The organism is Streptomyces sp. NPDC007157 (genome assembly GCF_040634235.1).
Taxonomy (GTDB): Bacteria; Actinomycetota; Actinomycetes; order Streptomycetales; family Streptomycetaceae; genus Streptomyces.
Window position 1 is genome coordinate 22045 of sequence record NZ_JBEYFE010000030.1, and the last position, 20933, is coordinate 42977.

Sequence of the window (20933 nt, forward strand, 5' to 3'; positions counted from 1 at the left end):
AGCATAGGCGGCGGACATCGGGGTTCATCAAGGGTGGATCCGCAGGGCGAGACCGCCGGGAACTGAAGCAGCGGGGGGACACATGCGCCAGATGCCGGAGCGGCCGGCACCACCGACGCCGGACGCCCAGGACACCGCCGTAGGCCCCACGACCAACCCCACCGCCCGCCGCGCCGGTCTGCTGCTGGTGCTGGTCCTCGGCGCGCTCACCGCGACACCCCCGCTGGCGATGGACATGTACCTCCCGTCCCTGCCGGAGGTCACCCGCTCCCTGCACGCCCCCGCCGCGACCGTCCAGCTCACCCTCACCGCCTGCCTCGCCGGCATGGCCCTCGGCCAGCTGGTCGTCGGCCCGATGAGCGACCGCTGGGGCCGCCGCCGCCCGCTGCTGGCCGGCCTCGCCGTCTACGTCGCCGCCACCGCCCTGTGCGCCCTCGCGCCGAACGTCGAGACGCTGGTCGCCTTCCGCCTGGCCCAGGGCCTCGCGGGCGCGGCCGGCATAGTCATCGCCCGGGCCGTCGTACGCGACCTCTACGACGGTGTCGCGATGGCCCGGTTCTTCTCCACCCTGATGCTGGTCTCCGGAGTGGCCCCGATCGTCGCCCCGCTGATCGGCGGGCAGATCCTGCGGGTGACGGACTGGCGGGGCGTGTTCGTCGTCCTGACGGCCGTCGGCGCGGTCCTCGCCGCGACGGTGTGGACGAAGCTCCCGGAGACCCTGCCGGCGGCCGACCGGCACGCCGGGGGAGCGGCCGCCGCCGTCCGCGCCATGCGCACCCTGCTCGCCGACCTGCCCTTCACCGGCTACATGCTCGCCGGCGGCTTCGCCTTCGCCGCGCTCTTCGCCTACATATCGGCCTCGCCCTTCGTCGTCCAGGAGATCTACGGCGCCTCCCCGCAGACCTTCAGCCTGCTCTTCGGGCTCAACTCGGTCGGGCTGGTGATCGCCGGGCAGGTCAACGGCAAGGTGCTGGTCGGCCGGGTCAGCCTGGACCGGGTGCTGGGCGCGGGCCTGGCCGTGACCGTGCTCGCCGCGACCGCCCTGCTCCTCATGTCGGCCGGGGTCTTCGGCCCGGTCGGTCTCGCCCCCGTCGCCACCGCCCTCTTCGTGCTGATGTCCGCGATGGGCTTCACCCTTCCCAACGCCCAGTCCCTCGCCCTGCTGCGCACCCGGCACGCCGCCGGAACCGCGTCCGCGCTGCTCGGGACGTCCTCGTTCCTGGTGGGCGCGGTCGCCTCGCCGCTGGTCGGGATCGCCGGGGAGAGAACCGCCGTGCCCATGGCGATCGTCCAACTGGCGGGGGCACTGGTGGCACTGGCCTGCTTCGTGGGAATGTGCCGTCCCTGGAGAACACGTGGGAACACACGTGCGGGGATGGAGGGAGTGGGGAGCTGAGCGTACCGAGACTGCGCGTCGAGACACCGGAACGGGCCGGGCTCGACCCCGCGGAACTCAGGCACCTCGTGCGCGAAGTGCATGCCCTCACCGCCGGTGAGCGGCCCTGGGCGGCCGGAGCGGTGGTGGTCGCCGGACGCGGTCCCGTGATCGCCGTACAGCAGGCGGTCGGCTGGGCCGTGCGCTGGTCCGCGTACGACCCCGAGGCCGACGCCGGTGTCGAACTGCTGCCCGCGGCCCGGGTCCCGATGACCGTCGACACCCCCTTCGACCTGGCCTCCCTCACCAAGCTCTTCACCGCGGTCGCCGCCGTGCAGCAACTCGAACGCGGCACCCTCGGCATCGACGCCCGGGTCGGCGCCTACCTCCCCGACTTCCGGGCGGTCGCCGTACACGGCATCACCGTCCGCCAGCTCCTCACCCACACCTCCGGTCTGCGCCCCGAACTCCCGCTCCACGACTGCCCCGACGACGCGGCCCGCCTCGACCTGCTCCGTGCCGAGGCCCCGAGCAGCGCGCCCGGCGCCTACCGCTACTCGGACCTCAACATGCTCCTCCTCCAGCTCGTCCTGGAGCGGATCACCGGCCGCACCCTCGACGTCCTGGTCCGCGAGGGCATCACCCGCCCGCTCGGCATGACCGCCACCGACTTCGGCCCCTGCCCCGGCGCGGCCGCCACCGAGTACCAGCGGCGGCCGTGGGCCAAGGCGGACCGGGGCATGCTGCGAGGTGTCGTGCACGACGAGAACGCCTGGGCGCTGGGCGGGGTGGCCGGGCACGCGGGCCTGTTCTCCACGGCCCGGGACCTGGCCGTCTTCTGCCGGGCGCTGCTGGCCGGCGGTGCGTACGGCCCGGCGCGCATCCTCGGCCCCGACTTCGTGGACCTGCTGCTGGCCCCGCCCGGTCTGGGGTTCCTGGTGGATCAGCGGTGGTTCATGGGCGAACTGGCGGGCCGGGGCGCGGCCGGGCACACCGGGTTCACGGGGACGAGCCTGGTGCTGGACCGGGCCACGGACACGTTCCTGGTCCTGCTGGCCAACACCGTGCATCCACGGCGGCGGCCGGGCGACAGCGCCCCGAGAGCGGCGGCGGCCACCCGGCTGGCGAGGGCGGTGTTCCTCAGCCCGTCGGGGGTGTGAGGGTGCGGGCCGGCGGGCGGTCGGCGTGGCGCCGGAGCCCCCTACAATCGCCGGGTGAACCACCCCGCATCCCCGGCCGACCGGCTCCGTGCCACGCTCGCCGAACTCCTCGACGGCCTTCCTCCCAAGCAGGCCGCCGGAGCCGTCGAGCGGCTGATCGCCAGCTACCGGGGGGCCACCCCGACCGACGCGCCGATCCTGCGGGACCGCGCGGACGTGGTGGCCTACGCGGCCTACCGGATGCCGGCCACCTTCGAGGCGGTACGGGCGGCGCTGGCGGCGTTCGCCGACGCGGCGCCGGAGGGCTGGGTGCCGGGGAGCCATGTGGACGTCGGCGGCGGGACGGGCGCGGCGACCTGGGCGGTGACCGACACCTGGGCCGGGGTGCGCCCGGTGACCGTCCTCGACTGGGCCGAGCCGGCGCTGGCCCTCGGCCGGGAGATCGCCGCGGCCAACCCGGAGCTGCGGGAGGCGGTGTGGCGGCGCTCTCGGATCGGAGCGGCGCTCACCATCGAGAGCACTGATCTGGTCACGGTGTCGTACGTCCTCAACGAACTCGACGAGGCCGCTCGTACCGCCCTCGTCGACGCCGCCGCGAGTGCCGCACAGGCCGTCGTCATCGTCGAGGCCGGCACCCCGGCGGGTTACGCCCGGGTCATCGAGGCCCGCGACCGCCTGGTCGCCGCCGGCTTCCGCGTCGCCGCGCCCTGCCCGCACAGCGCCGCCTGCCCGATCGTCGCCGGCACGGACTGGTGCCACTTCTCGGCCCGGGTCAGCCGCTCCTCCCTGCACCGGCAGGTCAAGGGCGGATCACTGCCCTACGAGGACGAGAAGTTCAGCTACGTGGCCGCCACCCGCCTGCCGGCCGCCCCGGCGCCGGCCCGGGTGGTCCGGCGCCCGCAGATCCGCAAGGGCCAGGTCCTCCTCGACCTGTGCGAGAGCGACGAGCAGCTGCGCCGGACGACGGTCACCAAACGCCACGGCGACCTGTACAAGGCGGCGCGGGACGCGGACTGGGGCGACGAGTGGCCGCCGCCCGGTCCGAGGGCGTAACTCCCGCGAGTGTTTATCGCTCCAGCGTGAGGGTGTAACTCCTGCGAGTCTTCATCGCTCCAGCGTGAGGGCGGGTAACGGCGCGTAAGTAACTCCCGCGAGTGTTTATCGCTCCAGCGAGAGGGTCTAACTCCCGCGAGTCTTCATCGCTTCAGTGTGCAGGCGTCACGCCTGCCACCACCTATCGCCCCGGTGAGGCCTTCCCGCCCCTTGTCCCGCCCGGGTTCTCGACCCTCGCGTACCCCCCTTCACGCCCAGATGGGACGATAAGGCATGCTGTCGGGACCACAGCGAGGCGAGGCGATACATGAGCGGGACGTTCCGCGGCCGTAGTGGCCGGCAGACCAAGCTCTCCCAGTGGCTGCTCGGACGGCGACCCAGGGAAGCCGCCGCCACCGACGACGACAGCCGTGCGGCCCTGCTGCTCGCCGCTGCCGAGGCGGGCCTCCCGCTGGCCCCCGCCGCGCATCCCGCCCCCGGCTACGGCTGCTCCTGCGACCGCGTCGGCTGTCCCACCCCGGCCCGGCACCCCGTGTCGTTCGCGTGGCAGACGCAGTCCACCACCGACCGCGCCCAGGTCGAGCGCTGGGCCCGGCACCAGCCGCAGGCCAACTTCATCACCGCGACCGGCATGACGCACGACGTCCTGGACGTCCCCGTGGAGGCCGGCCGGCAGGCGCTGGAGCGGCTGCTCGCGAACGGCGTCGAGGTCGGTCCGGTCGCCGAGAGCGACGACGGCCGCATGCTGTTCTTCACCCTCACCCGCGGCACCCCCGAGGACGAGGACGAGTGGTGGCCGTGCGAGCTGGACTGCCGCCCCGAGACCATGGACGAGCACCCCGGCCTGCGCTGGCACTGCCGGGGGTCGTACGTGCTCGTGCCGCCCGCCCGGCTGCCCGGTGACGGCGACCGGCGGGTGCGCTGGGTGCGCGGCCCCGAGCACCCGCTGCCCGACCCGCTGACCCTCCTGGAGATCCTCACCGACGCCGGCGCCCGGCACGCCGACGAGGAGTCCGACCAGGTGGGTGCCGCCTGGCCGGTCCGCCGTTAGGTCAGGAACCCTCTGCGGACGTCAGGCCCTGGATGCGGCCCAGGACCGAGACCTTCCCGGTGCCCGCCGGGTCCAGGGCGACCTGGTTGGAGACGAACTCCATGGTCAGCGACTGCTTGATCTCACCCTTGGTGAGAGCCTTCACGTCCTGGTTCGGCGTCGGCACCGAAGTGCCCGCGGCCGCCGTCTCCTTGGCGTAGTAGCGGGTGGTGAAGAACACCATCGCGCCGCCGTCGGCGGTGCGCAGGGCGAGCGGCGCGTAGCCGCCGTTGGTCAGCGGCTCGTCGATGTACTGGGTCGCGAGGCCCGGCTTGGTCGACTTCTTGCGGTCCGTGCGCCAGCCGCTGGTGTGCGCGCCGTCCGCGAAGACGGCACCGCCGCTCTTCAGGTACGTGGCGTAGTCCTGGGCCAGGTCGGTGGGGGAGACGGCCAGTTGGGCACTGTTGGCCGACACGGCCTCGGCCCAGCCGTCCTTGTCGGTCGTGAACTTCGGTACGGCGTCCGGCGCGACCAGCGTCAGATAGGCCACCTGGAACGGCTCGGAGAGGCTGTTGCGGGTGAAGACCAGCAGCCAGCGGTCGTCGCCGCCCTTGTTGCCGTGCGCGTCGGCGAGGAACCAGCGCGGCCAGCCGGCCTTCTTGGGGATGGTGTAGGTGACGTCGTCGAACTCCAGCGCCGAGTGGCCGGAGTTGCCGCTCGGGCTGTTCACGTGCCCGGCCTTCAGACGCGCGGAGTCGATGTCGGCGAGGGCGCCGGTCGTGTAGTCGGCGTCCAGGGAGCCGTCGTAGGCCTCGTCGGCCTTGTTGTAGGCGTCCGTGAACTGCTTCAGGGCCTTGGCGGCCTCGGCGCGGGTGGTGGTGGGGAGCACCTCGCGCTCCCCGTGCACCACCACGCATCCGCTCGCCGTCAGCGACATGGCGGTCAGCGAGACCGCCAGAAGCGCGTTCCGATCACGCCTGCGGAGTCTGCGGAGCCGTCGAGGACCGCGATCCCTGGTCGTCAGGTGCGTCATCAGGTGCCTTCACCTTCCCCTTCCCGGAGCCGAACCCTACCGGGGCGAAGAAGAACGCGAGCGCCGGGATCAGGTAGAGCAGCCACACCGTGACCTGGAGCACGGTCGGGTCGGGCTGGAAGTTGAAGACGCCCTTGAGGAGGGTGCCGTACCAACTGTCCGGCGGGATGGTGTCGCTGATGTCGAAGGCCAGGTTGGTCAGGCCCGGGATCCGGTCGGCCTCCTGGAGGTCGTGGAAGCCGTACGCCAGCACGCCGGCGGCGACCACGACCAGCATGCCGCCGGTCCAGGTGAAGAACTTGGCGAGGTTGATCCGCAGGGCGCCGCGGTAGAACAGCCAGCCGAGCAGGACCGCGGTGGCCAGGCCGAGGGCGACGCCGATCAGGGGGCGCGGGGTGCCGTCGCTGGCCGCGTGCACGGACGCCCACACGAACAGGGCGGTCTCCAGGCCCTCGCGGCCCACGGCGAGGAAGGCGGTGGCGACCAGTGCGCCGGTACCCATCGCGAGGGCCGCGTCCAGCTTGCCGTGCAGCTCCGCCTTGAGGTGCCGGGCGGTGCGCCGCATCCAGAACACCATCCAGGTCACCAGACCGACCGCGACGATGGACAGGGACCCGCCGAGCGTCTCCTGCGCCTGGAACGTCAGCTCCTGGGAGCCGAATTCGAGGGCGCAGCCGAAGCCCATGGCGATGAGCACCGCCACGGCGATGCCGGTCCAGATCGGCCGCAGGGCGTCCCTGCGTCCGGTCTTGACCAGGTAGGCGATGAGGATGCAGACGACGAGCGAGGCCTCAAGGCCTTCGCGCAGCCCGATCAGATAGTTGGAGAACACGGCTCACGCCCCCTTGGAGGACTCGGAGAACAGCGTCCGGCCCCACCAGTCGTCCTTGTCCCGGACGCCGGGCGGGACCGCGAAGACCGCCGAACCCACGTGCTGGATGTACTCGTTGAGCGCGTCGGACGCCGACAGCCTGCGCTGCAGCGGGATGAACCCCTTGCGTACGTCACGCTGGTAGGCCAGGAAGAACAGGCCCGCGTCGAGCCGGCCGAGCCCGTCCGTGCCGTCGGTGAACGAATAGCCCCGGCGCAGGATGGTGATCCCGTCGTTGGAGTCGGGGTGTGCGAGCCGCACATGGGCGTCCGGCTTCATCGCCTTCAGGAACGGCGCGTCGTGCTCCTTGGCCTTGCCGACCGGGGCGCCCTCGCCCTTGTCCCGGCCGAAGACGTCCTCCTGCTCCTGGAGCGAGGTCCGGTCCCAGGTCTCGATGTTCATCCGGATGCGCCGGGCGACGAGGTACGACCCCCCGCTCATCCACGCCGGACCGTCGCCGTCGCCCACCCACACGAACTTCTTCAGCCGGTCGGTCTCGGTGCCCGCGATGTTGCGGGTGCCGTCCTTGAACCCCATGAGGTTGCGCGGGGTCTGGGCGTCCGGCGTGGTCGAGGACGTCTTGCCGAAACCGAGCTGGGACCAGCGGATGGCGACCTTGCCGAAGCCGATCCGGGCGAGGTTGCGGATGGCGTGCACGGCGACCTGGGGGTCGTCGGCGCAGGCCTGGACGCACAGGTCGCCGCCGGTGCGGGCGGCGTCGAAGTTGTCGCCCGGGAACTGCGGCAGATCGACCAGGGCGGCCGGGCGGCTGTCCCCGAGCCCGAACTTCTCGAAGAACGAGGGCCCGAAGCCGATCGTCAGCGTCAGCCGGTTCGGCTTCAGCCCGAGCGCCTCGCCGGTGTCGTCCGGGGGTGCCTCGGCGAGTCCGCCGTAAGCGCCGTCGCCGATCGCCTTCCCGGCGGTCAGCCGCCGGGCCGCGGCCGTCCAGTCCTTCAGCAGCTGGACGAACTCGGCCCGGTCGTCGGTCTTCACGTCGAACGCGGCGAAGTGCAGCCGGTCCTGGACGGCGGTCGCGATACCGGCCTGGTGGGCGCCGTGGAACTCCACCGCGCCACCGGCGTCGGCGGCGGCCGGGTCCATGTCGTCGCCGGCCTCGGTCATCGCCACCGCGCCTCCGGCCACGGCGGCGCCGAGCGCGAGCCCGGCCCCGCCCCAGCCGATGAGCGCGCGCCGCGAGGGATTGGATTTCTCGGCCATGACCCGCCCCTTACTTGACGACGGTCGCGGCGAGCTTGGACAGCGGCTCCGCGAGGGCGTTGACGGCGTCGGACAGTTCCTTGCGCTGGGCCTTGGTGACCTTGTCGTACGACACGAAGCCGTCCGAGGTGGCGGTCGTGCGGTACTTGTCGAGCAGCGTGTTCAGCGCGGTGAACTGCTTGTCCAGCTCGGTGGTCAGGGCCGCGTCGTTCTTCTGCGCGACCGGCTTGAGCAGCTCGTACGCCTTCTGCGCGCCGTCGACGTTGGCCTTGAAGTCGCTGAGGTCGGTGTGCGAGTAGAGGTCCTCCTCACCGGTGATCTTGCCGGTGGCGACCTCGTCGAGGAGTTCCTTGGCACCGTTGGCCATGGAGGTCGGGGTGATCTCGGCCTTGCCGACCCGCTTCTGCCAGTCCTTCAGGTCGGTGAGCAGCTCGTCGGCGAGGGTCTTCTGCTCGGTGCCTATCTTCTTGTCCTGCCACAGCGCCTTCTCCAGCGCGTGCCAGCCGGTCCACTTCTGGCCCTTCTCCAGGCCGTCGGCGCGGGTGTCCGTCTTGGGGTCGATGTCCCCGAAGGACTCGGCGATCGGCTCGGTGGTCTCCCAGCCGACGCGGGAGGGGGCGTAGGCGTTCTTGGCGGCCTCGATGTTCCCCGCCTTGATGGCGTTGACGAACGTCTCCACCTTCGGGATCGTCGCGTCGGCCTGCTCCTGCGCGTACTCGCGGTAGTCGGCGACGGCCTTGTCGAGCGTCGGGTTGCGCTTGGCGACCGCGCCGGAGCCGGTGACGGTCAGCTTCTGCCGGACCCCGTGCCCCTTCATCCCCGGCCGGCAGGCGATCTCGTACGACCCCTGCTTCACCTCGGCGGTGAGCGTGTACTTGGTCCCCGGGCCGATGTTCTCCTTCTCCGAGACGATCCGGTCGTCCGGGAAGAGGATCTCGACCTCGGTGGCCTTGGAGCCCTTGTTCTCGATGGCGAGCGTGACGTGTCCGGCCGGCACGGACTTGGCCGACGTCTCGCACTTGGAGTCGGCGGCGGTGACCTGGATCGCGTCACCGCCCTTGGCGTCGCTCTTCGCCGTGCAGGCCGAGAGGGCGGTCAGAGCTGCCGCGGTGGCGGCGGCGGTGACGGTGAGTCGGACGGCACGCATGCAGGCTCCAAGCGGGGGAGGTGTGGTGAGGCTGGCCTAACTTACATGAGGCTTACCTCACTGATACCCGGCCGGGTCAGGATTGACCAGGCACAGAAAGATCACAGATACGGCTTGATATCGGCGGCCCAAAACCGCCACCAAGGGGTGGTAAAGGGAGGGTCAAGGGAGCCGCTGCGTTCTACGACGACCGCGAGCAACGGCACGTACGGCCGCGACCTCACCCTCGGCGACATCCGGGCGACGGTCGACGGCGGCAAGGGCGAACTCACCGCCGACGTGACGAGCCTCGGCACCACCACGAAGGACGTGGAACTGGCCGACCCCTGGGCCGACTCCGTCGTCCTCCACGCCTGTGACGACCCGGCCGCCGCCGCAGTGCTTCAATGCCGGAGTGACTGATTACGACGTGCTGCGGGTCTTCTGCGCGGCGAACGGCGGCTACGGCAACGAACTCGGGGTCGTCCGGGACGGCTCGGTGCTGCCCGAGCGGGCGGACCGGCAGGCACTGGCGGCCAAACTCGGGTTCAGCGAGACCGTGTTCGTCGACGACCCCGAGCGCGGGGTGGTCGACATCTACACCCCCACCCTGCGGCTGCCCTTCGCCGGCCACCCCTGCGTCGGTACCGCCTGGCTGCTGGACGTGCCCGAACTGGTCACACCGGCCGGCGTGGTCGGCGCCCGGCTGGACGGGGAGTTCAGCTGGATCGAGGCGCGCCCCGAGTGGGCCCCGCCGCGCACCCTGCGTCAGTACGCCACGGCCGCCGAGGTGGACGCCCTGCCGGTGCCGTCACCGGGGGAGTGGATCTACGCCTGGGCGTGGGAGGACGAGTCGGCGGGGCGGGTGCGCGCCCGCGCCTTTCCCGGCCGCGACGACGGCATCGACGAGGACGAGGCGACGGGGGCGGCCGCGCTGCTGCTCACCGACCGGCTGGGCCGGGCCCTGAACATCACCCAGGGCAGGGGCTCGCAGATCCTCACGGCACCGCAGCCGTACGGCTGGGTGGAGATCGGTGGGCGGGTCCTCCTGGAGGGCACCGAGCGCCGGCCCGGGATCAGGTGGTGACCGAAGTGTCCTGCCGGCCGCGCCGCACGTAGTACCAGGTCATGTTCGACGACAGCCCGGTCAGCAGCACCCAGACGACGCCGATCAGCCAGCTGCCCTGGACGAAGGAGACGACGGCGGCGACGACGGCGAGGACGCAGACGACCAGGGAGTAGAGGGCGAGGCGGGGCATAGGGGGAATCGCTTTCGGGTCGGTCGGATCGGTCGGGGACACCGGTGGCCGTCCACCAGTGTCCCCCATCCGCTCGGAGAGTCCCCTCAGTGGATCCGCTCGGAGGATCCGCTCAGACGTCCGTGACGCGGAGCCCGGCGTGTGCCTTGTAGCGGCGGTTGACCGAGATCAGGTTGGCGACCAGGGACTCCACCTGGTGGGCGTTGCGCAGCCGCCCCGCGAAGATGCCCCGCATCCCCGGGATCCGCCCGGCCAGCGCCTGCACGATCTCCACGTCCGCGCGCACCTCGCCCAGCACCATCACATCGGTGTCGATCTCCTCGACCTCCGGGTCCTGGAGCAGCACCGCCGACAGATGGTGGAAGGCCGCCGTGACCCGCGAGTCCGGCAGCAGCGCCGCGGCCTGCTCCGCCGCGCTGCCCTCCTCCGGCTTGAGCGCGTAGGCGCCCTTCTTGTCGAAGCCGAGCGGGTTGACGCAGTCCACGACCAGCTTCCCGGCCAGTTCCGCGCGCAGCGACTCCAGCGTCTTGCCGTGCCCGTCCCACGGTACGGCGACGATCACGAGGTCACTGCGGCGCGCGCACTCGGCGTTGTCGGCGCCCTCGACACCGTGACCGAGCTCGTCGGCGGCGGCCTGCGCGCGCTCGGCGGCCCGGGAGCCGATGATCACCTTCTGGCCGGCCCGGGCCAGCCGGTAGGCGAGGCCCTTGCCCTGCGGGCCGGTGCCGCCGAGCACACCCACGACCAGGCCGGAGACGTCGGGCAGGTCCCAGGGATCCTTGGCGGGGGCCTTCTCGGCCGCCTGCTGTGCACTGTCGGAAGTGTCGGAAGAGGTCATGGGCCGACTCTACGTCCGTGGCGGGGGCCGTACCCGGTCAGGTGAGCCGGTTCACGGGCACCCGGCGGAAGGTGATCGTCTCGTACGCGCCGAAGTCCCCGGTCTCGTACAGCAGTCCGACGGTGGCCGGGTCGATCCGGGTCAGGTCGGAGTACGCGGCGGGCAGGCCGTCGAGCGGGTGGACGGGGCGCCAGGTGATGCCGCCGTCGACGGAGGAACGGATTGTCATCAGCGCGCGGGTGGCGGGGTCGGCGGGGCCCGAGTAGAGCAGCAGGTCCGGATCCCGCAGTTGCAGTACGGAGGCCTCGCAGACCGGCGCGGTGAGCCCGGCCTGCGGCCGGAACGGCTTCACCAGCGTCCTCCCGCCGTCCTCGGAGTGCGCGTCGGCCCGGTTGCCCGGGGACGGCGAGTCGTTGCGGGTGTTGAAGTAGACGCGCCCGTCGGGGAGTTCGGCGGCGGTGGTCTCGTTTACGTTGATGTAGCCGTTGGTGTTCTCGTCGATGTAGCCGAGGTACCAGGTCTCACCCCGGTCGTCGCTGAGCAGGCAGTGGCCGCTGTTGTACTTGCCCTCGGTGCCGTTGTCGGTCCCGGTGGGCGCGACGGTGTGGTTCGCGGCCACGACGACCCGCCCGGTGCGCAGTTGGATGGCGTGCCCGGGGGTGGTCGCGTACCACCGCCACCCGGCCTTCTTCACCGTCTTGGTGATCTCCTTCGGAGCGGACCACGTCACCCCGTCGTCGTCGCTGTGCTGCACCCACACCCGGCGCCCGTCGGCGTCCGACACCTGCCCGCGCAGAATGGCGTCCTCGGTGGCGGAGGCGGCGCTGCGGACGTGGACGAGCAGGATCCGGCCGGTGTCCAGGACGACGGGGGCGGGGTTGCCGGCGAGGTCGCTGCCGTGGTCGGCGGCGACCTGGAGCGCCCCCCAGGTACGCCCACCGTCGCCGGACCTCTTCAGCACCACGTCGATGTGCCCGTAGTCGGCGCCGGAGTTGACCCGCCCCTCGCAGAAGGCGAGCACGGTGCCCGCCCGGGAGACCACCACGGCCGGGATCCGGAAACTGGCGTAGCCCTCGGTGCCCGCGCGAAAGGGAATGCTTGCTTCTACGTCGCTCATGGGCCGCCTTCTCCCCCGGTCGGGCGAATTCGGGGTGAACTCCGCGTCACGAGTGACCGATTGCGGCAGTATGCGGGGGCATGGACGCCGTACGGGTCGCGTTGCTGCGTGAAGTGCTCGCCGGGACCGAGTGGTTGGGGGCGACGCGGAGATTCGCGGGCGCGCTGCGGGGCTCGGTGGTGACGCACGGCGGCGGACTGCTGCTGCTCGGCACGCCGGAGTACGAGCCGTGGCACCTCGCCGCGCACCTGGTGGACGAGGCCGCGTGGTCCGGTACGCCGGAACTGGCGCCGACGCTCGTACGACACGACGCGCGCCCGTCCGACCCGGCGCACCTCGCCGTCGGTCCCGGCCGTATCGAGTCGGCCCGCCGCGGCGAGACGCTGCTCGTGGTGGCACCGGCTGGATCGGCACCGCTCCTTGACCACGTGCACACCGCCCGCCGGGCCGGGGTGACGGTGCTGGCGCTGTCCGCCACGGCCGACGACGCGCTGACGGCGATGGCCCACGAGACGCTCACGGTCCCGGACGGCGCGGAACTGGACCTGGACACGGTCCAGCACCTGGTCAGCGCCGCGACAGGCGAGAACGGCCCCTCCCCGAGAACCCGCCGCCGCTTCCGGGACCGCCTCTCCAGGCTGGCCGAAACGGTGACGGCCCCGCCCCCGACCCCCTGGTAGCTCTCCACCGACCCACCCGACTCGGTTGATCACCTGCCTTCGGCAGCACCGGAGAAGCTCCTCACCTCGCCTCTCTCCCGACCGGGTCGGTCGGGTGGGTGGGCGAAAAAGGGGTTGAGGGCGGCGCCGGTGCGCGGTCAGCATGGCTCAGCGTGACCGTGCTTCCCGACCTCGCCCCCTGGCGGGCCTCCGCCGACTTCCGTCGGCTGTGGGCCTCCGGCCTGATCAGCAACTTCGGGACCTTCCTGACGTTCGTCGCACTCCCCGTGCAGATCAAGGACCTCACCGGCAGCGCGACCGCCGTCGGCGCCATCGGCGCGGTGGAGCTGCTCCCGCTCATCCTCTTCGGCCTCTACGGCGGCGCTCTCGCCGACGCCCTCGACAAGCGACTGCTGATCCTGTGGACCGAGGCGGGTCAGGGGCTGCTCAGCGCGGCCCTGCTGATCAACGCGCTGCTGCCGCACCCGGCCGTCTGGCCGCTGTACGCCGTCGCCGCGCTCTCCGCCGCGCTGGGCTCGGTCCAGCGCCCCGCCCTCGACTCGCTCTGGCCCAGGATCGTCGCCCACGACGACCTCCCGGCCGGCGGCGGCCCTCAACTCGTTCCGCTGGACGGTCGGCGGCGTCGCGGGGCCCGCCGTCGCCGGCCTGGTCGTGGCCTACGCGGGTCTCGGCTGGGCGTACGGCGCCGACCTCGTCACGTTCGCCGTCTCGGTCGTACTGATCCTGCCGATCGCCGCGTCCCCCGCCGCCCACGAGGCCGTGAAGCCCTCCCTCCGCTCCATCGCGGAGGGCGCCCGTTACGCCTGGGGCCGCAAGGAACTCCTCGGCACCTACGCCGTCGACCTCGCGGCGATGTTCCTGGCGATGCCGCTCGCCGTCCTGCCGTTCCTGGCCGACGAGTTGGACGCGAAGTGGTCGCTCGGACTGATGTACGCGGCCATCCCGGCCGGTTCCCTCCTCGTGAGCCTGGTCAGCGGCTGGACCGGCCGGGTGCGGCGGCACGGCCGGATGGTGGTGCTGTCGGCCGCGCTGTGGGGCCTGGCGATCGCCGCCGCCGGCGCCGTGCGCGACGTATGGCTGGTCCTGCTCCTGCTGGCCGTCGCCGGCGGCTGCGACATGGTCAGCGGGATCTTCCGGGGCGCCATGTGGAACCAGACGATCCCCGACGAGCTGCGCGGCCGGCTCGCCGGGATCGAGCTGTTGTCGTACTCCGTGGGTCCGACCCTCGGCCAGGTACGGGCCGGCGGTATGGCCGGATGGCTCGGCGTCCGGGCGTCCGTCGGCGTGGGCGGCCTGCTGTGCGCGGGCACGGTCGGCCTGCTGGCCCTGTGTCTGCCCGCCCTGATGTCGTACGACGCCCGGACCAACGAGCACGCCGTGCGGCTGCGCGCTCAGCGCACGGCCGCACCGACCCGGCTCTGATCACCCCTCTTCGGAGGAGTCACCCGCCGGGGCGTCGTGCCAGCGCGGATCGTTCTCCCACTGGAGGTTGCGCTCCCGCGCGCTCTCCATCGCGTGCTCCGCCTCCTGCCGGCTGGCGTAGGGGCCGAACCGGTCCTTGGCAGGGCACTCGGGGCCCTCCTCGACCTTCTTGTGCTCCAGGCAGTAGTACCACTCGCCCGGCTTGCCGACGGTCCGCTTCTTGAACAGGGCCATGACCGGCTCCTTTCGCCATCCACATGTTCCCCCATGCCCGCTGGTTAGACTCGCTGGCATGTCTGGCCAGTCGCTGCTCGTACCAGGGGAGCTCTCTCCCACCCGTCCGGTACCCGGAAACATCCGCCGCCCCGAGTACGTCGGCAAACCCGCGCCGAGCCCGTACACCGGGCCCGAGGTGCAGACCCCGGAGACCATCGAGGCGATGCGGACCGCCGGCCGTATCGCCGCCCAGGCGATGGCGGAGGCCGCGAAGATCATCGCGCCGGGGGTGACCACGGACGAGCTGGACAAGGTCGCGCACGCGTACATGTGCGACCACGGGGCCTACCCCTCCACGCTCGGCTACCGCGGCTTCCCCAAGTCCCTGTGCACCAGCCTCAACGAGGTCATCTGCCACGGCATTCCGGACTCGACCGTCCTCCAGGACGGTGACATCGTCAACCTGGACGTGACGGCGTACATCGGCGGGGTGCACGGCGACAACAACGCGACCTATCTGGTCGGGGACGTCGACGAGGAGAGCCGGCTGCTGGTCGAGCGGACCCGGGAGTCCCTGGACCGCGCGATCAAGGCGGTCAAGCCGGGCCGGCAGATCAACATCATCGGCCGGGTCATCGAGTCGTACGCCAAGCGTTTCGGCTACGGAGTCGTCCGTGACTTCACCGGCCACGGCATCAACTCCTCCTTCCACTCCGGGCTGATCATCCCGCACTACGACAGCCCGCACGCGACGACCGTGATGCAGCCCGGGATGACCTTCACGATCGAGCCGATGCTGACGCTCGGGACGCACGAGTACGACATGTGGGACGACGGCTGGACGGTCGTCACCAAGGACCGCAGGCGGACCGCGCAGTTCGAGCACACCCTGGTGGTGACCGACACCGGCGCGGAGATCCTCACCCTGCCGTAGCCCCCGCCGTTCCGCCGGGCCCGTCCTCCCCTCGGAGGGCGGGCCTTTTTCGGGTACGCTTTTACCGACAGCATGTCGGTAACGTTCCCGACAGGGTGCCGGTAAGAGCATTGACTTAGGTAAGCCTTACCTTGGAGGGTGTTGCCCATGGACTCCTTCTCGACACTCATCCGCAGCGCGTCCCACGAGCAGCACGTGGAGGTGGGGACCTCGACGTTCATGAGCGATCTGCTGGGCGGCCGGCTCGGCGTGCGGGCGTACACCCGCTACACCGAGCAACTGTGGTTCGTGTACGACGCGCTGGAGGGCGCGGCCGACCGGCTGGCGTCGGACCCGGTGGCCGGGCCGTTCGTCCGGCCCGAGCTGTTCCGGCTGACGGCGCTGGAGCGGGACCTGGCGCATCTGCGCGGGGCCGGGTGGCGGACGGGGCTCACGGCGCTGCCGGCGACGGAGGAGTACGCGGCACGGGTGCGAGAGTGCGCCGAGCGGTGGCCCGCCGGTTACATCGCCCACCACTACACCCGTTACCTCGGCGACCTCTCCGGCGGCCAGATCATCCGGGACCGGGCCGAGCGGACCTGGGGCCTCGAGAAGAAGGGCGACGGGGTCCGCTTCTACGTCTTCGAGGGCATCGCCAACCCGGCCGCCTTCAAGCGCGGTTACCGCGAACTCCTCGACGCGGTGCACGCCGACGACCTGGAGAAGCAGCGCGTCGTGGCCGAGTGCAAGCGGGCGTTCGCCCTCAACATGGCGGTGTTCCGGGCGCTGGGCGAGGAGTTCCCGCTCTCGGCGTGAGGGCTGTCAGAGCCCTCTGCTCACCGGGCCATCGAGCAGTACTCGTTCGTCCCCTGCCAGAAGCGGTACAGCTCCTGGCCGCAGTAGCGGTCCACGTCGTCCACACCCAGGCCGCGCAGCAGCGCGTCGATCACGTCGAAGAACGCACTGTTGATCGACGGCACCCACAGCAGCGCGAAGACGAAGAGCAGGCCGAAGGGGGCGAACGGCTCCACCTGGCGCTTGATGCCGTACGACAGCCAGGGCTCGATCACGCCGTAGCCGTCCAGGCCCGGCACCGGCAGGAAGTTCAGGATCGCGGCCGTCACCTGGAGCAGGGCGAGGAAGGCGAGGGCGTAACGGAAGTCGCGCGGGACGCCGTCCAGGGAGTGCAGCCAGAACGGCGCGGTGCAGACGGCGGCGAAGACCACGTTCGTCAGCGGGCCGGCCGCCGAGATGAGGCTGTGCCGCCACCGGCCGCGGATCCGGTTGCGCTCGATGAAGACCGCACCGCCGGGCAGACCGATCCCGCCCATGATCACGAACAGTACCGGGAGCACGATGCTCAGCAGGGCATGGGTATAGGCGAGAGGATTAAGGCTCAGATAGCCCTTCGCGCGGACCGAGGTGTCACCGCTGTGGAGGGCGGTGCGCGCGTGCGCGTACTCGTGCAGGCAGAGCGACACGATCCAGGCCGCCGTCACGAAAAGGAACACGGCGACGCCGGGCTGCTCGGCGAACCCGGACCAGGTCGCCCACCCGGTGACGGCGGTGACGGCCAGGATCCCGACGAAGACGGGACTGATCCGCCGGTCGCTGTGGCGGGTGGTGGTGGCGGTCATGGGGCGGGACTCCTGGGGCGCGGCGGCGGGGGCGTGCGGGGTCGACCGTACAGGTGACGTGAGAAGAACGTCATACGGAGGCCCATGGGTTCCTGCTACTGATTAGGCTGGAATCAACTGGATCTGGGAGGTGCCATGACCGTCGCCGAGGGCTGGGTGGCCGATGTCCTTGAGACTCTGCAGCTGCCCAGGCGGATGCGCCTCCGACTGACCCGGAACGGACTCACTGTGGTACCTGTCACACAGGCGCATGTGACGACTCAGATGCGCATCTTCGGCCAGATCGATGCGCGGCTTCCCGGATGGGTGCCGATCGGCGAGTTCAGGGTCAGGCCCGCCCGTGAGGGCTACATGCCCGAACCGGACGTCTCCGCGCTCCCTCAGGAACAGTTGGATCCGGGCAGCAGCGAATTCGACGAGGGAGCACTGCCCTTCGTCGTCGAAGTCGTCTCGCCCGAGAGCAAGAACCGTGACTACAGCACGAAGCCGGATCACTATGCGTTGCGTGGCATCCCGGTGTACCTGATCGTCGACGTGCTCGCCGCCCGCTGGACCCTGCTGACCCGCCCCCAGGACGGTGAGTACCAGCACCAGGAGTCCGGCGTCTTCGGCGACCGGATCGAGATCCCCGTCGTCGACCAGACCCTCACCCTGGACTCCTCCCAGTTCATGCGCATCTGAAACCCTGAGGCGGGGGCCGGGCGTCCCCAGGGACAATGGACCCCGTGCGCTACGCGATCCTCGGCACCACCCAGGTACTCCGCCCCGACGGCACGGCCGTCCCCGTGGGCGGTTCTCGGCTGCGTGCCCTCCTGACCGTGCTCGCGCTGCGCCCCGGGCGCGGGGTGCCCGCAGGGCTGCTCGTCGACGAGGTGTGGGGCGACGAACCGCCCGCCGACGCGACCGGCGCGCTGCAGGCGCTGGTCGGCCGGCTGCGCCGGGCGCTCGGCGCGGACGCGATCGAGTCCACCGACGGCGGCTACCGGCTCGCGGCCGCCCCCGACGACATCGACCTGCACCGCTTCGAGCGGCTCACCGGCGAAGCCCTGCGCGCGCTCGCCGACGGCGACCCCGCCAAGGCGGCGACCGTCCTCGACGACGCCCTCGCCCTGTGGCACGGCCCGGCCCTGGCCGACCTGCCCGACCGCACCGCCGAGGCGGCCCGTGTCGACGTCCGCCGCCTGGACGCGCTGCGCGCCCGCCACACCGCCGCCCTCGCCCTCGGCCACGCCGAACAGGCCCTGCCCGAGCTGACCGCCCTGTGCGACGCCCACCCCCTGGACGAACCCCTCCAGACGCTGCGGCTGCGCGCCCTGCACAGCTGCGGCCGCACCGCCGAGGCACTGGCCGCCTTCGACGACGTCCGACACCTGCTCGCCGATCGCCTCGGCTCCGACCCCGGGCCCGAACTGCGCGCCCTGCACACCGAGTTGCTCGACCCGGCACCGGCCCCCGAGGAGCCGTCCCGGCCCGGCAACCTGCGCGCCCGGCTCACCTCCTTCGTCGGACGCGAGAGCGACCTGGAGGTCATCCGGCGCGACCTCGCCGCCGCCCGCCTGGTCACCCTGCTCGGGCCCGGCGGGGCCGGCAAGACCCGGCTGTCCCAGGAGGCCGCCGAGACCGTGCGGTACGCCGCCCGGGACGGCGTGTGGCTGGCCGAGCTGGCCCCCGTCGACGACCCGGCCGACGTCCCCGAGGCCGTGCTCAGCGCGCTCGGCGCCCGCGAGACCGTGCTCTACGGCGCCGGCGCCGAGGGCATGCGGGCCGCCGCCGACCGGCACGACGACCCGGTCGAGCGGCTCGTCGACCACTGTTCCCGGCGCCGGATGCTGATCGTCCTCGACAACTGCGAGCACGTCGTCGACGCGGCGGCCGATCTGGCGGCCCGGCTCCTCGAGCGCTGCCCGGACCTGACGATCCTGGCCACCAGCCGTGAACCCCTCGGTGTCCCGGGCGAGTTGCTGCGCCCGGTGGAGCCGCTGCCCGATCCGGTGGCGCTGCGGCTGCTCGCCGACCGGGGCGGCGCGGCCCGGCCCGGCTTCACGGTCGACGCCGACGAGGAGACCGCGGCGGCCTGCGCCGAGATCTGCCGCCGCCTGGACGGACTGCCCCTCGCCATCGAGCTGGCCGCCGCCCGGCTGCGTATGCTCACGCCCCGCCAGATCGCCGACCGGCTCGACGACCGGTTCCGCCTCCTCACCTCCGGCAGCCGTACCGTGCTGCCCCGCCAGCAGACCCTGCGCGCGGTCGTCGACTGGTCCTGGGACCTGCTCGACGCCGGCGAACGGGACGTCCTCGGCCGGCTCTCCGTCTTCGCGGGCGGCTGCGACCTGGCCGCCGCCGAGGCGGTCTGCGGCCCCGCCGCCCTCGACGCGCTCGCCTCCCTGGTCGACAAGTCCCTGGTCGTCGCCGCCCCTTCGGACGGGCAGGGGATGCGCTACCGGCTTCTGGAGACCGTCGCCGAGTACGCCGGTGCGCGCCTCGACGAGAGCGGCGATCGTGCCGCCGCCGAGCGCGCCCACCTGACGTACTACCGCGAACTCGCCCGCACCGCCGACCCGTTGCTGCGCGGCTCCGGCCAGCGGGCCGCCGTGGCCCGGCTGGAGCTGGAGTACGAGAACCTGCGCACCGCCATCCGCCACGCCATCGCCACCAGGGACGAGCAGGAGGCGCTGTGCCTGGCCCACTCCCTGGTCTGGTACTGGCAGTTGCGTGACAAGCGGGTCGAGACCCGCACCTGGTGCGCCGACATCATGGCTCTCGGCCCGGACCCCTTCGCCGAGCCGGTCCGCCGTGCGGAACCGGTGTGGCAGCGCGTGCACGACACCCCGCCGCCGTACGCCGGAGAAGTCCTCGTCGAGGCCCGGCGCGGCATCCATCTGGCCCATCTGGCCTGTATGGACACCGAGTTGGAGGTCTGGCAGACCCCGGCCGCGCAGGCCAAGATGCGCGCCGTCGTCCAGGCCTACGAGCCCGGTCTGCCGCAGACCTGCCGGGCCCCCGGCATGTTCTGGTTCTTCGCAGTGATGCTGACCGGCGGCCTGGAGCAGCTGCGCACCATCGTCGACGCCGGCGTCGAGACCTGCCGTCGTACGCCCGGCTACGAGTGGGAACTCGCCGGCGCCCTCCAGCTGCGCGCCAACGTGTTCGCCAACTTCGCCACCTCGGCCGGTGCCGCCACCCGCGACGCCGACGAGGCCCTGGAGATCTTCCGGCGCCTCGGGGACGACTGGGGCACCGCCGAGGCCTTCTCCGCGCGCGCCGAGTCCCGGGAACGCATGGGGGAGTACCAGGAGGCCGCCGCCGACTACGAGGCCGCCATCGAGTGCGCCGAACGGCTCGACGCCCGCACCCAGGTCGCCGTGCTCAACGCCCGCCTCGGCATGGCCCTGCTCGAACTGGGCCAGATCGAGCGCGGCGAACGGCTGCTGCGCGAGGTCATCGCCGACCACGACAGCAGCCACAACGAGGCGATGCCCGCCGCCCGGCTCTTCCTCACCGTGTGGCTGCTGCTGACCGACCGGATCGCCGAGGCCCGCGAGCAACTCCGGTTGCTGCGCACCCAGTTCAAGATCTCGCACTTCGTCGTCTTCGACGCCATGATCCTCATCCAGGAGGCCTGGGTGGACGCCCTCGACGGCCACCACACGGACGCCCTGGCCAAACTGCGCGCGGCGATAGCGCACTCCGACGACCCGCTGGCCCAGGCCGTCACCCCGCACTCCGGCTCCTCCAGCCTGACCGTCGCCGCCTTCGCCCTGGCCGGCATGGACGACGGCGCCCGCGCCCAGGACGCCGCCCGCTGTCTGGGCGCCGCCGCCGCCCTGCAGCCGCCCGGCCATGTCTCCTCCGGCATGGAACGCAGGCTGCAGGCCCGCGCGGAGGCCCGGGTCCGCGCCGCACTCGGGGACGACGCCGCCTACGAGAGCGCATACGCCGAGGGCGGCGGCCTCTCCCTCGTGGAGGCCACCGCCCTGCTCTGATC

General features: G+C 72.0%; 20 protein-coding genes and 1 pseudogene. 12 read left to right on the top strand and 9 right to left on the bottom strand.

Annotated elements, in window-relative coordinates; genetic code table 11:
• The first annotated feature begins 91 nt into the window (after positions 1–91).
• From ABZ642_RS38270 to ABZ642_RS38285, 4 genes are all read left to right on the top strand, one after another.
• Positions 92–1396 (top strand): multidrug effflux MFS transporter, encoded by a 1305-nt coding sequence (locus ABZ642_RS38270; RefSeq protein WP_360493720.1) that lies wholly within the window; start codon positions 92–94, stop codon positions 1394–1396.
• Entirely contained in the window at positions 1336–2535 is a 1200-nt protein-coding gene (locus ABZ642_RS38275; RefSeq protein ID WP_360493468.1) for a serine hydrolase domain-containing protein, read from the top strand. Before ABZ642_RS38270 ends, ABZ642_RS38275 begins: the two co-directional genes overlap by 61 nt.
• 54 nt (positions 2536–2589) lie before the next feature.
• A complete protein-coding gene (locus ABZ642_RS38280) occupies positions 2590–3588 on the top strand; it encodes a small ribosomal subunit Rsm22 family protein (protein ID WP_360493471.1) in 999 nt (332 codons plus the stop codon).
• A gap of 307 nt (positions 3589–3895) precedes the next feature.
• Complete coding sequence (locus ABZ642_RS38285) at positions 3896–4639, top strand: bifunctional DNA primase/polymerase (protein ID WP_360493474.1); 744 nt, start codon at positions 3896–3898, stop codon at positions 4637–4639.
• 1 nt (position 4640) lies between these two features.
• Here the strand turns inward: ABZ642_RS38285 and ABZ642_RS38290 are convergent, their stop codons facing one another.
• The 4 genes from ABZ642_RS38290 to efeO are packed head-to-tail and all read right to left on the bottom strand — an operon-like array spanning position 4641 to position 8887.
• Positions 4641–5555, bottom strand: coding sequence for a hypothetical protein (locus ABZ642_RS38290; RefSeq protein ID WP_360493477.1), 915 nt, complete (start codon positions 5553–5555; stop codon positions 4641–4643).
• A 34-nt stretch (positions 5556–5589) separates the two neighbouring features.
• On the bottom strand, positions 5590–6483 hold the full coding sequence (gene efeU / locus ABZ642_RS38295; RefSeq protein ID WP_360493480.1) for an iron uptake transporter permease EfeU: 894 nt from the start codon (positions 6481–6483) through the stop codon (positions 5590–5592).
• 3 nt (positions 6484–6486) lie between these two features.
• Entirely contained in the window at positions 6487–7740 is a 1254-nt protein-coding gene (gene efeB / locus ABZ642_RS38300) for an iron uptake transporter deferrochelatase/peroxidase subunit (RefSeq protein WP_360493483.1), read from the bottom strand.
• A gap of 10 nt (positions 7741–7750) precedes the next feature.
• Positions 7751–8887, bottom strand: a complete 1137-nt coding sequence (gene efeO / locus ABZ642_RS38305; protein ID WP_360493486.1) for an iron uptake system protein EfeO — start codon at positions 8885–8887, stop codon at positions 7751–7753.
• 147 nt (positions 8888–9034) lie between these two features.
• On the opposite strand from efeO, the gene ABZ642_RS38310 reads away from it, so the two are divergent.
• Both ABZ642_RS38310 and ABZ642_RS38315 read left to right on the top strand, forming a co-directional pair.
• Positions 9035–9289, top strand: a complete 255-nt coding sequence (locus ABZ642_RS38310; protein ID WP_360493489.1) for a hypothetical protein — start codon at positions 9035–9037, stop codon at positions 9287–9289.
• Positions 9282–9953 (top strand): PhzF family phenazine biosynthesis protein, encoded by a 672-nt coding sequence (locus ABZ642_RS38315; protein ID WP_360493492.1) that lies wholly within the window; start codon positions 9282–9284, stop codon positions 9951–9953. The genes ABZ642_RS38310 and ABZ642_RS38315 overlap by 8 nt, the downstream gene beginning before the upstream one ends.
• On the opposite strand, the gene ABZ642_RS38320 is transcribed toward ABZ642_RS38315, so the two are convergent.
• The 3 genes from ABZ642_RS38320 to ABZ642_RS38330 all read right to left on the bottom strand — a co-directional run bounded on the left by ABZ642_RS38320 (position 9943) and on the right by ABZ642_RS38330 (position 12080).
• Positions 9943–10125, bottom strand: coding sequence for a hypothetical protein (locus ABZ642_RS38320; protein ID WP_360493495.1), 183 nt, complete (start codon positions 10123–10125; stop codon positions 9943–9945). The genes ABZ642_RS38315 and ABZ642_RS38320 overlap by 11 nt on opposite strands.
• 112 nt (positions 10126–10237) lie before the next feature.
• Positions 10238–10963, bottom strand: coding sequence for an NADPH-dependent F420 reductase (gene npdG, locus ABZ642_RS38325; RefSeq protein WP_360493498.1), 726 nt, complete (start codon positions 10961–10963; stop codon positions 10238–10240).
• A 37-nt stretch (positions 10964–11000) separates the two neighbouring features.
• Positions 11001–12080, bottom strand: a complete 1080-nt coding sequence (locus ABZ642_RS38330) for a sialidase family protein (protein WP_360493501.1) — start codon at positions 12078–12080, stop codon at positions 11001–11003.
• Between the two features lie 80 nt (positions 12081–12160).
• Between ABZ642_RS38330 and ABZ642_RS38335 the strand changes: the two genes are divergently transcribed.
• Both ABZ642_RS38335 and ABZ642_RS38340 read left to right on the top strand, forming a co-directional pair.
• Positions 12161–12760 carry a hypothetical protein gene (locus ABZ642_RS38335; protein ID WP_360493504.1) on the top strand — a complete coding sequence of 200 codons (600 nt, stop codon included), beginning with the start codon at positions 12161–12163 and terminating at the stop codon, positions 12758–12760.
• Between the two features lie 206 nt (positions 12761–12966).
• Positions 12967–14182: pseudogene (locus tag ABZ642_RS38340) on the top strand (MFS transporter).
• On the opposite strand, the gene ABZ642_RS38345 reads toward ABZ642_RS38340, so the two are convergent.
• The gene (locus ABZ642_RS38345; protein WP_360493507.1) at positions 14183–14416 is read right to left on the bottom strand and encodes a hypothetical protein; all 234 of its coding nucleotides are present in this window, start codon (positions 14414–14416) and stop codon (positions 14183–14185) included.
• A 58-nt stretch (positions 14417–14474) separates the two neighbouring features.
• Here ABZ642_RS38345 and map point away from each other — a divergent pair, with 58 nt between their 5' ends.
• Both map and ABZ642_RS38355 read left to right on the top strand, forming a co-directional pair.
• Positions 14475–15332: a type I methionyl aminopeptidase gene (gene map / locus ABZ642_RS38350; RefSeq protein ID WP_360493510.1), complete on the top strand. Its 858-nt coding sequence runs from the start codon at positions 14475–14477 to the stop codon at positions 15330–15332.
• Between the two features lie 147 nt (positions 15333–15479).
• On the top strand, positions 15480–16127 hold the full coding sequence (locus tag ABZ642_RS38355) for a biliverdin-producing heme oxygenase (RefSeq protein ID WP_360493514.1): 648 nt from the start codon (positions 15480–15482) through the stop codon (positions 16125–16127).
• Between the two features lie 20 nt (positions 16128–16147).
• On the opposite strand, the gene ABZ642_RS38360 is transcribed toward ABZ642_RS38355, so the two are convergent.
• Complete coding sequence (locus ABZ642_RS38360; protein ID WP_360493517.1) at positions 16148–16948, bottom strand: site-2 protease family protein; 801 nt, start codon at positions 16946–16948, stop codon at positions 16148–16150.
• Between the two features lie 135 nt (positions 16949–17083).
• Here ABZ642_RS38360 and ABZ642_RS38365 point away from each other — a divergent pair, with 135 nt between their 5' ends.
• Together ABZ642_RS38365 and ABZ642_RS38370 are read left to right on the top strand one after the other, a co-directional pair.
• Complete coding sequence (locus ABZ642_RS38365) at positions 17084–17629, top strand: Uma2 family endonuclease (RefSeq protein ID WP_360493520.1); 546 nt, start codon at positions 17084–17086, stop codon at positions 17627–17629.
• A 35-nt stretch (positions 17630–17664) separates the two neighbouring features.
• Entirely contained in the window at positions 17665–20931 is a 3267-nt protein-coding gene (locus ABZ642_RS38370; RefSeq protein WP_360493523.1) for a BTAD domain-containing putative transcriptional regulator, read from the top strand.
• Positions 20932–20933 lie beyond the last annotated feature (2 nt).

Excerpts from the sequence above, each read along its gene's own strand:
- ABZ642_RS38270 (WP_360493720.1), top strand. The coding sequence starts at position 92 with ATGCCGGAGCGGCCGGCACCACCGACGCCGGACGCCCAGGACACCGCC.
- ABZ642_RS38285 (WP_360493474.1), top strand. The coding sequence starts at position 3,896 with ATGAGCGGGACGTTCCGCGGCCGTAGTGGCCGGCAGACCAAGCTCTCC.
- ABZ642_RS38290 (WP_360493477.1), bottom strand. The coding sequence starts at position 5,555 with ATGTCGCTGACGGCGAGCGGATGCGTGGTGGTGCACGGGGAGCGCGAG.
- efeB (WP_360493483.1), bottom strand. The coding sequence starts at position 7,740 with ATGGCCGAGAAATCCAATCCCTCGCGGCGCGCGCTCATCGGCTGGGGC.
- efeO (WP_360493486.1), bottom strand. The coding sequence starts at position 8,887 with ATGCGTGCCGTCCGACTCACCGTCACCGCCGCCGCCACCGCGGCAGCT.
- ABZ642_RS38320 (WP_360493495.1), bottom strand. The coding sequence starts at position 10,125 with ATGCCCCGCCTCGCCCTCTACTCCCTGGTCGTCTGCGTCCTCGCCGTC.
- npdG (WP_360493498.1), bottom strand. The coding sequence starts at position 10,963 with ATGACCTCTTCCGACACTTCCGACAGTGCACAGCAGGCGGCCGAGAAG.
- ABZ642_RS38330 (WP_360493501.1), bottom strand. The coding sequence starts at position 12,080 with ATGAGCGACGTAGAAGCAAGCATTCCCTTTCGCGCGGGCACCGAGGGC.
- ABZ642_RS38335 (WP_360493504.1), top strand. The coding sequence starts at position 12,161 with ATGGACGCCGTACGGGTCGCGTTGCTGCGTGAAGTGCTCGCCGGGACC.
- ABZ642_RS38345 (WP_360493507.1), bottom strand. The coding sequence starts at position 14,416 with ATGGCCCTGTTCAAGAAGCGGACCGTCGGCAAGCCGGGCGAGTGGTAC.
- map (WP_360493510.1), top strand. The coding sequence starts at position 14,475 with ATGTCTGGCCAGTCGCTGCTCGTACCAGGGGAGCTCTCTCCCACCCGT.
- ABZ642_RS38355 (WP_360493514.1), top strand. The coding sequence starts at position 15,480 with ATGGACTCCTTCTCGACACTCATCCGCAGCGCGTCCCACGAGCAGCAC.
- ABZ642_RS38360 (WP_360493517.1), bottom strand. The coding sequence starts at position 16,948 with ATGACCGCCACCACCACCCGCCACAGCGACCGGCGGATCAGTCCCGTC.
- ABZ642_RS38365 (WP_360493520.1), top strand. The coding sequence starts at position 17,084 with ATGACCGTCGCCGAGGGCTGGGTGGCCGATGTCCTTGAGACTCTGCAG.
- ABZ642_RS38370 (WP_360493523.1), top strand. The coding sequence starts at position 17,665 with ATGGACCCCGTGCGCTACGCGATCCTCGGCACCACCCAGGTACTCCGC.